Below are 8,479 nucleotides of genomic sequence, written 5' to 3'. Positions count from 1 at the left end.
GTTGGTGGAGGGGATTGATGTTATTCTAAGTTCTAAGCCCTGAGGTCCGGTATATCGGGATTGAGCCATTTACTTATCTCGTGGCGGTCTGTCGGTGGCTCACCCCGCTTCATCTTATTCACATACTTCTGCAACGCATTTGCCATTCTCGTGGCTGCGAAACTGAGTAACCAGCTCTTTATCCCTTTATTATCCCTGTACATTCTTAACAGTCGTGGCACCACCCTCAGGTCATGGTCTATACATTCACCCATCAGTTGCCAGTGCTCACGCGTCATCTTCCCGATGTTGAACGATTCTTCAGTGTCCAGTGCAGAACCACGCATTGATACAAAGTTCATCGGCACCACAAGCGAGAGTGTAGAGGTCTTTTTCAAGTCCTCTACCAGTTCTATGCTCTTGATGACATCATCTGTGGTCTCATCCGGGAGTCCATTTATCAATGTTGCTGCACAAATCCAGTTGTTATCATCAAGGATACCAAATGCCTGGAGCACAATCTCCCGCCATCGCTCCGGTGGTGATGGTAGCACTTTACCTCGCATGTGTTTTGCTATCAGTCTCGCACTGCCTGTCTCTATCCCCGTTTGAGCGCCCAGCCAATTCATATCCTCCACTTTTGAATAGCACATCTCTGCTACTGCTTCAACAAGACGGGGATTATGATATGCCGTGGCAAGAGCTATATGACTTGTTCCTATATCCTTTATCCCATCCACCGATGCCACACGCCTGAAGAGCTCCAGCACACGTTCTTCGTTTGGTGGTATCCCCTTAGCACCATACCTGAGCACATCCTCGGAGTGGAGGCAGATAGAACGCTGACCCGCTTTTATATTCGTCTCCACATCCCGCACTATGTGCGCTACGGACTGGTATCGTAACCGTTGCATGTTCGGGGTGCAGAATGCACAGCCCCTGCCACAACCCCTGCCTATCTCCACCAATCCATGAATAGTAGCACCGAGGATATTGGGAATCTCATCCGGAGCAGGCTCTTTACCTTTTATTATCCTCGGCAGTTTTTCGCCTTCCAGTATCGCTTTGAACATCTCAGGCACGCTAATTTCTCCCTCTCCAAGATGCACATAATCTATGTTCAGTCTGTCCATGATCTCTTCATCCGCCAATTGCCATGCCGCTTTACCTCCTATCACAACTATCTTCTCTCTCATCACAGGGTTACGTAACAACTCAAAGAACTTCACCCGGTTGTATGGGGGTCCTGTATCTAACATGTCAACGAACTCAGAGGTCGGGGGATTGATACCCAGAAAATCATGTCCGCCAATGCCTATAATCTCTGTTCTGTCACCTGCAACGCGCTTCAAATCCCGCGGGTGAACCACTGCAACTTCATCAGCACCAAATACATTCGCCAGTGATGCTTCCATGATCCTCAGCCCGAAATCTGCATACAAAGCTCGCCCATTCTTTCGTGGTACCGGCGGTGCCCATACACTGAAATAGAACCAATCAGGTAGAATACCGCGCGGCATGCAGGTGGAGAAGCCTACAAATATCCCCCATCGGTACTTGCTCATCATCGTCTCATCAGCAGTGAGTATAATCTTAGGGCTCTTAGGGCTCATACCAAAACGTCTCATTTTATCTCCATCACCCATCCCATTTATGCTTATCCGCAGCCTCTACACGCTTCAGATAGGCAATTGCATTCTCTACCTTCTCACTGAGTTGCTCAAGCTCTTTTATCCCCTCTAAGTCACTACCAAGCTGGCTGAGATAGCTCTTCACCTTCCCCAGCTCCGCCTTTATCAATGCCACAAAGTTCACATTCGCCACATAGAAGTTCTTCCTTAAACTCCTCACTCGCTCCACCAGACCCATTTGTATGAGTGTATTGAGATAATTGATGGTGGAAGAATAAGCATAGTTGGTTCTTTTTCCTATCTCCTCCGCGGACAATGGCTTATGAGAAACGACAAGAACTGCATATATCATACTACAACCCTCTCCCAAGCCCCAGTTTACCATCATCGCCTTCACACGCCTCACTGCTCGCTCAAGCGACGGTATATCAATCTCGGGCTGTTCCTGTTCTTTCCCATCTATCATATCTATCATATATTCCATATAATAATGTCTTCCTTTAAAAACCACATGCATGAAAAAACCATTACTTTTATATATATCACTCACTCTCTCTTTTGTAATAAAGTAGGAATAGGAGGTAAAGAGAAGAGATGAGGATGAAATACACCTTTGCTTTTACATTGCTCATTCTCGCTGCAGTAGCGGGAATTGCATCAGCGCAGAATGCGGAAGCTGGAGCGGGAAGTGCTGGTACTATCACTGATGCCAGCTGGATAGCAATAGCGGCAGGTCTGTCAATGGCTGGTGCTGCTATTGGTTCTGGTATTGCAATATCTGCTACGGGAACTGCGGCAACCGGGGCAACAGCGGAGAAGCCGGAGGTATTTGGTCGAGTGCTGATATTTGTCGCACTTGCGGAAGCAGTAGCTATATACGGGCTCCTGATCGCATTCATGCTCTGGACGAAGATACGAGTATGAAAGTGAGGCAGAGAGTGAATACAAATATAAATACAGGGGAACTGTATAAGAATAAGAAGCTAAGGGAGAATATGCTTTTACGAGCGCTCCCTTATGCTTTGCTTATTTCCGGACTCACTATTATGGGCTTATTCTTCGGTTTCACACTCGCCAGGTCACAGGGCTATAGTGAACCGTTATGCTTTTTACTCACACTCTCTCTGTCGCTTTTAGGATTCTTCTTCGCTTTGCTCATCTCTTACCTCTCCGCTATACGTGTAAATCCTCCCTCTTAGTGTGAATGGGCGGGATGTTTATTTAGGTTATTACATCTTTATAGGTGATAGAAATGGTCGAGGGGCTACCAGAGCGTGGTAAGATATGGTATAATGGCAGGTTTATGGACTGGAAAGATGCGAAGGTGCATGTGCTCGCACACGGTCTCCATTACGGGACAGGAGTCTTCGAGGGTATAAGATGTTACGCAACAGATAAGGGCTCGTTCATTTTCAGGTTGGATGACCATATTGCACGGTTGTATCGCTCTGCGGAACTGTATAAGATGACAATCCCCTACACGAAGGAAGAACTGAAGGATGCAATAAAAGATACCATTAGAATAAACGAACTGGATGCATGCTATATAAGACCTATCGCATTCTATGGCTTACACCACCTGGGTGTGAATCCGGAAGGCTGCCCTGTTGACTGTGCAATCGCTGTATGGCGCTGGGGCACTTATCTTGGTGCGGATGCACTGGAGAAGGGTATAAGATGCACTTTCTCTTCATGGCGCAGAATAGACCCCAATACGTTACCGGTGACGGCGAAGGCGACTGGGCATTATCTGAATTCATTGCTCGCTGTGCTAGATGCGAAGGAGCGCGGGTTCGACGAGGCGATAATGCTTGATAACCACGGCTATGTGGCAGAGGGACCGGGAGAGAACATATTCGCAGTCAAAGACGGCTTGCTTTATACACCTGCAATTGAATCTTCCATCCTGCCCGGTATTACCCGCGCTTCCGTGATTGAACTTGCCCGCGATATGGGCTATGAGGTGTTGGAAAAGCGAGTGGAGAAGGAGGAACTACTGAATGCTGACGAAGCTTTCTTCACCGGTACAGCAGCAGAGGTATCGGCGATAAGGGAGATAGATGGTGTGAAGATAGGAGAAGGCAAGAGGGGAAAGATAACAGAGGAGATACAGCGTAAGTTCTTTGATGTGGTGAATGCCAGGGAGGAGCGGTATATGTGCTGGCTCGAGCCTGTGTAGGAAGAAATGAGCTCATCTCACCACTTCCGCATGTACCTCTGAGCCCTTATTGGCATGGAGATGGACTCCGATCTCATCCAGATATAAAGCCGAATAAGAACCCAGACCGTGAATTAGCAACTCCGTCAGGTCCTCCACTTCATCTATATCAACACTCATAAAGAAGGAATCGTGAATCGCATAAGTTAGATTACTCCTCCTTGCTCTGTTCAGATGCTCAATGCAACTGATTCCATAATAAGATACGGAGAAGAGAAAAGGTCTACGAAGGAAGAGTGCATTTGTACCTCCTTTCCTGCCCGGCGCTACCACCACATCCTCAGTCCGCTCTATCATCTTATTTATGCTCTCTGGTGTTACCAGCGGGATATCAGCCATCAAAATCAATACCGGCTGCTCCTGCTGTGCTATCGCCGCGTTCAACGCAGCGTTCAGCCCCCTGCTATCACTCCTTACTTTTGTTACGGTCTTCTCCAGTTCCGCCATTAACTCGCCTGTACTTCCTGTCGTTAATATCTCTACCTCGTCTACTGCAGATCTCGATAATGCCACCAGTACATCATTTAGCATTCTCAATGCAAGTTCCTCTCGTTCTATTCTGGTTAATAATCTGCTCAATCTCGACTTCGCTCCTTCCTTCTTGAACGGAACAATCGCCTTCAATTTCCCCACTCGTTAGTTGGTTAGTTACTATTGCTGTGCCTTTAACTTTAACTCCTTCACCAGCCATTCAAACTTATCTCGCACTATCCTCGCCGCCTCTACCACAATATCATTCACAGGTAAAGAACCATCGCTCTCGACGGTGAAGAGAAAAGACTTAGACTTCTGCTGCTCGTTGGGCTGTGACAGTTCCTTGAAGGTGCAGATAGTTACAGGCTGCCACTTCGCATGCTCTTTACCCCTACCCAGTCTTGCAATAGCTTCAAAAGATACCCTCTGTCTCGCTACTGTCCTTATACCGCTAATCTCGCGCTCTTTTGAGACCAACTTCACAATTGGAATGTTTCCAAATGCAGGTTCTACGCCAGGGTCAGAGGAGATGAGCTCCTTGGAATATACCATTGTATATCCTGCCCGCTCTGGACTCTCTGCTTTCAAAGTCAGTGTTACCCTATCTTCTTCACTGTAATCACCGATATTACTCACCTTCAGAGGTATCAAACCCAGTCGGAGCGCTAATTGCTCATCGTACAGTAAAGAGTTATTCTCGTATATCTTCACCTCGTCAATGGCAAGCTTCGGCACTTCCGCAAGCATCGCACGTCTCAGTGAGTTCAGAAAACGAACCTTCACACCTGATACTACGAACCTCACTTCGTTATCCCCGCGATACTCTATCTTTACTTCCATAACCGTATATCAACCTTATACCCTTCTCCCACGCTTGCCTCCCGGGCGCTTTGTACCATCATGCGGCACAGGTGTAACGTCCTCTATCCTCCCTATCCTCAGCCCCGCACGAGCGAAAGCCCTTATCGCTGCCTGCGCACCTGGGGCAGGGGTTCGTGATTTGCGCCCTGAAGCTGCCTTTACCTTCACGTGTAGTCCTATAATACCCCGCTCCTTCAGTTTGTCCGCGAGTTGCGACGCCATCAGCATCGCGGTATACGGGGAGCTCTCATCACGGTCCGCCTTCGCTATCATGCCACCAGAAGCCCTTGCTATCGTCTCCGCGCCTGTCATATCCGTGATTGTAATGATAGTGTTATTAAAGGATGAGAAGATATGCGCAATCACCCATTTCTCGTCCGATGTCATTACTTATCAGCCTCCTCTTCCTTTTCCTTACTCGCTCCTTTTGTGGCGATGGCGGTTATAGAAGCAGGTGCATGCTCATAGTAGCTTATCCCTCGCTCCTCATCCACTCGCACTATATACGAAGGGATGGTAACTTTCTGGTTATTAACAGCGATATGCCCATGAACAATGAGCTGTCTGGCTTGTTTAAGAGAATTAGCCATGCCTTTTTTATACACCAGAGTCTGTAAGCGCCTTTCCAGTAAATGCTCCACATCCAGTGCCAGAACATCCTCCAGCTTTGCTGCTCCATCTACTATACCACGCCGCTTCAAACTCTCCAGAATCTCCTCCTGTTTCTTCATTGTGTGCTTTGAGGGTTTCATGCCCGCTATCTCAGCCAGGATGTTCCTTATCTCCCTCCGATAGTTCTTTATAAGACTGGCTGCCTTCCATATCTCTCGCTTGTTCTTCAGTCCATATCGGTCAGCTAACTCCTTCTCCTCTTTTATCCGCTGTAAGACCCATGGTCTCCTCGGGCGTTCATACTTCTTCTTGCTGCGCTTTGGATGTCCCATTTACTTCCCTCCACCTCCGCCTCCAGTACGCGCCAGTGTCTTCTTCCTGACCACTCCTACCACTATTCCTTTACGTCCTGTAGATTTTGTACGTTGACCCCGCACTTTCAAACCCCTCTCATGTCTTATACCGCGATAAGACCTTATTTTACGCAATAGATTCAGGTCATCTCTGAACTTCAGTATCAGGTCTGAGCCCATGAGATGTTTATCCTCTCCACTAATCAAATCCCTGCGCCGGTTCAGCATCCACATGGGTAGTCGTTTATCAGCACTGCTTATTGCCACCTTTAATCTCTCTATCTCTTCATCAGAGAGTTCTCCCATCCTTTTATCCGCATTTATACCCGCGGATGTAACAATTGCACGTGCGACCCTGCGTCCTATCCCTTTTATACCACACAGTGAGTAAGGCACTCGTATCTTACCATCAAGGTCTGTATCCAGAATCCTGACTATATGCTTGAACTCCTCTCCTTCTTGCTCTCCCTTTTCCTTCTCCATCGCTATTCCTTCTTCACCTTCACTCATCTCTCAGAACCAACCTTTTATAAGATTTAGTATGCCCTCTTTAAGTTTATTTTGTATAGCATAGAGGAAGGGGTATAGGTATACGCCGAGGAAGGGATTCGAACCCTTGAGTTCCTTTCGGAACACAGGCTATCCGTTCGGATAACTTAACTCCAGGCCTGCGCCTTACCACTCAGCCACCTCGGCTCGGTTCTTCCATACCCTCATATATGTCCCGGGCTTCATGAACACTTTATCTGTATTCACACATATTCCCTCTTCTGCTCTGAGCATCTCCTCTGAACACATAAGTGCCCTGCCTGCACACACCGCTTCTCCCTTATATGTATACATAACTACGGGATTCCCTATATTTATTCCCTCTTCTATACGCGAGATCCCTGGAGCCGCGAGATCCGCTCCATGGCATAGCGCATCAACTGCAGTGTCCTTCACGATGATGCAATGTAGAGAATATAGATGCCCGAGTGCATATTCCATGGGTATAATGAGTTCACGAAGAGGTGCCTCTTCTCCCGTTTCGTAAAAGACGTATGCATCTTTCAGGTCTTGCAGCTTCGTTAGCGCAGCTTCATCAAAGGGTAGCGATTTGGTCCTCCTCAATTGCGCCATGTGCGCACCCACACCTAATGCCTGTCCTATATGATGACAGAGCATCCTTATGTATGTACCGGCTTCACAGCCCACCTTCATCAATACCTCCCTTCCTTCCACCTCTTTTATCTCTATGTAATGCACGGTCCTCACTCTTATTCTTCTCTTGACCGCGGATTTTAATGGTGGTCGCTGGTAAATCTTACCCTCAAACTCTCCCACCACCTCTCTCAGTTTATCCTCTTCCACCTCTCCGTGCAACTTCATCAAACACACATATTCCTTATCAGAGACGAAGACACTGGCTAACTTAGTTGCTATACCGAGCAGAATGGGCAGTACACCTGTGACCTTAGGGTCCAGTGTTCCTGTATGAGCCGCTTTATTCACCTTTAATATACCCTTCACCCATGATACGACCTCATGCGCGGTGGGACCCGCGGGCTTGTCTATCACAACCACGCCCTTCTCGATGTACTCCCGCATTGGACGCCCTTCCGGCTGACAGCCGAAATGAGGGTCTGTGGACGCAGGAGCTTTCTCCAATTTGCACCTCTCTATCGGGTTCGGGCTATCTATCCCCTTCATCTCCACTAACTATAATAAAAACAGTCTGTTATATTTGATGAATAGCGAAGAAAGGCGTTATGAATATTGTAATTATCCAAACAGGATGATAATATACAGTATCCCTTACTTCATCCTCAATATCACTGATATGCTCACCACACGTTTTGCACTTGCCGCATCAAACTCCCCTCATCCTATCTCCCGCCCACGGTGCGAGAGTATCCAGCTTAAGGATTTACTGTCAATACTTACTGCTAAACTGCTCCACTCGCTCCTTCACCCTCTTTTGTATATTTTCAAACGCTTCAAGTCCTGTTCATATCGCTCCAGGTCTTTGATATCACGCACATGTGCTATCTTCTCACTTATCCGCTCCACATCTCTCTTCACAAACGTGTACCATACCAGGGCTTTCCCTTATCCACCAGAAGCTGCTCTATAAATCCGCACATTCTTCATAAAGCTTTTTTCGCTTCTGAACGAAATCCATGGCTCTCATGCCCCATGCGATTGTGATTGTTATATGTTATATATGTGAGAGAAAAATAAGGATTAAGGGTGTAAAGAAGGGGATGGCAGAAGAAGAGAAAGAGAATGAGAAAGAGAATGAGAAAGAGATAATGCTGGGTTTTGTTGTATCTGAATTCCATAGGGATATCACGTATCAGATGGAGATA

11 protein-coding genes and 1 tRNA gene are annotated in these 8,479 nt (G+C 47.2%); 3 read left to right on the top strand and 9 right to left on the bottom strand.

Features of this window, described 5'->3' with window-relative positions; all coding sequences use genetic code 11:
* Positions 1 to 32: 32 nt before the first annotated feature.
* A complete protein-coding gene (locus J7J01_09270) occupies positions 33 to 1,607 on the bottom strand; it encodes a B12-binding domain-containing radical SAM protein (GenBank protein MCD6211054.1) in 1,575 nt (524 codons plus the stop codon).
* 10 nt (positions 1,608 to 1,617) lie between these two features.
* The gene (locus tag J7J01_09265) at positions 1,618 to 2,094 is read right to left on the bottom strand and encodes a hypothetical protein (GenBank protein MCD6211053.1); all 477 of its coding nucleotides are present in this window, start codon (positions 2,092 to 2,094) and stop codon (positions 1,618 to 1,620) included.
* A gap of 110 nt (positions 2,095 to 2,204) precedes the next feature.
* Here J7J01_09265 and J7J01_09260 point away from each other — a divergent pair, with 110 nt between their 5' ends.
* The 3 genes from J7J01_09260 to J7J01_09250 are packed head-to-tail and all read left to right on the top strand — an operon-like array spanning position 2,205 to position 3,789.
* Positions 2,205 to 2,534: a hypothetical protein gene (locus J7J01_09260; GenBank protein MCD6211052.1), complete on the top strand. Its 330-nt coding sequence runs from the start codon at positions 2,205 to 2,207 to the stop codon at positions 2,532 to 2,534.
* Positions 2,531 to 2,809, top strand: a complete 279-nt coding sequence (locus tag J7J01_09255; protein ID MCD6211051.1) for a hypothetical protein — start codon at positions 2,531 to 2,533, stop codon at positions 2,807 to 2,809. The genes J7J01_09260 and J7J01_09255 overlap by 4 nt, the downstream gene beginning before the upstream one ends.
* 53 nt (positions 2,810 to 2,862) lie before the next feature.
* Positions 2,863 to 3,789 (top strand): branched-chain amino acid transaminase, encoded by a 927-nt coding sequence (locus J7J01_09250; GenBank protein MCD6211050.1) that lies wholly within the window; start codon positions 2,863 to 2,865, stop codon positions 3,787 to 3,789.
* Between the two features lie 12 nt (positions 3,790 to 3,801).
* Here the strand turns inward: J7J01_09250 and cofC are convergent, their stop codons facing one another.
* The 7 genes from cofC to J7J01_09215 all read right to left on the bottom strand — a co-directional run bounded on the left by cofC (position 3,802) and on the right by J7J01_09215 (position 7,820).
* Positions 3,802 to 4,452 carry a 2-phospho-L-lactate guanylyltransferase gene (gene cofC, locus J7J01_09245; GenBank protein MCD6211049.1) on the bottom strand — a complete coding sequence of 217 codons (651 nt, stop codon included), beginning with the start codon at positions 4,450 to 4,452 and terminating at the stop codon, positions 3,802 to 3,804.
* A gap of 27 nt (positions 4,453 to 4,479) precedes the next feature.
* Positions 4,480 to 5,142 carry a DNA-directed RNA polymerase subunit D gene (locus J7J01_09240; GenBank protein MCD6211048.1) on the bottom strand — a complete coding sequence of 221 codons (663 nt, stop codon included), beginning with the start codon at positions 5,140 to 5,142 and terminating at the stop codon, positions 4,480 to 4,482.
* A gap of 15 nt (positions 5,143 to 5,157) precedes the next feature.
* Positions 5,158 to 5,550, bottom strand: coding sequence for a 30S ribosomal protein S11 (locus J7J01_09235; GenBank protein ID MCD6211047.1), 393 nt, complete (start codon positions 5,548 to 5,550; stop codon positions 5,158 to 5,160).
* The gene (locus J7J01_09230) at positions 5,550 to 6,107 is read right to left on the bottom strand and encodes a 30S ribosomal protein S4 (protein ID MCD6211046.1); all 558 of its coding nucleotides are present in this window, start codon (positions 6,105 to 6,107) and stop codon (positions 5,550 to 5,552) included. The genes J7J01_09235 and J7J01_09230 overlap by 1 nt, the downstream gene beginning before the upstream one ends.
* Positions 6,108 to 6,638 (bottom strand): 30S ribosomal protein S13, encoded by a 531-nt coding sequence (locus J7J01_09225; protein ID MCD6211045.1) that lies wholly within the window; start codon positions 6,636 to 6,638, stop codon positions 6,108 to 6,110.
* Between the two features lie 83 nt (positions 6,639 to 6,721).
* Positions 6,722 to 6,824: transfer RNA gene (locus J7J01_09220), tRNA-Ser, on the bottom strand.
* Positions 6,804 to 7,820 carry an RNA-guided pseudouridylation complex pseudouridine synthase subunit Cbf5 gene (locus J7J01_09215; protein ID MCD6211044.1) on the bottom strand — a complete coding sequence of 339 codons (1,017 nt, stop codon included), beginning with the start codon at positions 7,818 to 7,820 and terminating at the stop codon, positions 6,804 to 6,806. Before J7J01_09215 ends, J7J01_09220 begins: the two co-directional genes overlap by 21 nt.
* Between the last annotated feature and the right edge of the window lie 659 nt (positions 7,821 to 8,479).

Source organism: Methanophagales archaeon (genome assembly GCA_021159465.1).
In the GTDB taxonomy this organism is placed as follows: domain Archaea; phylum Halobacteriota; class Syntropharchaeia; order Alkanophagales; family Methanospirareceae; genus G60ANME1.
Note: the sequence above shows the minus strand (reverse complement) of the source record. Positions and strands in the feature narration are given on the sequence as shown.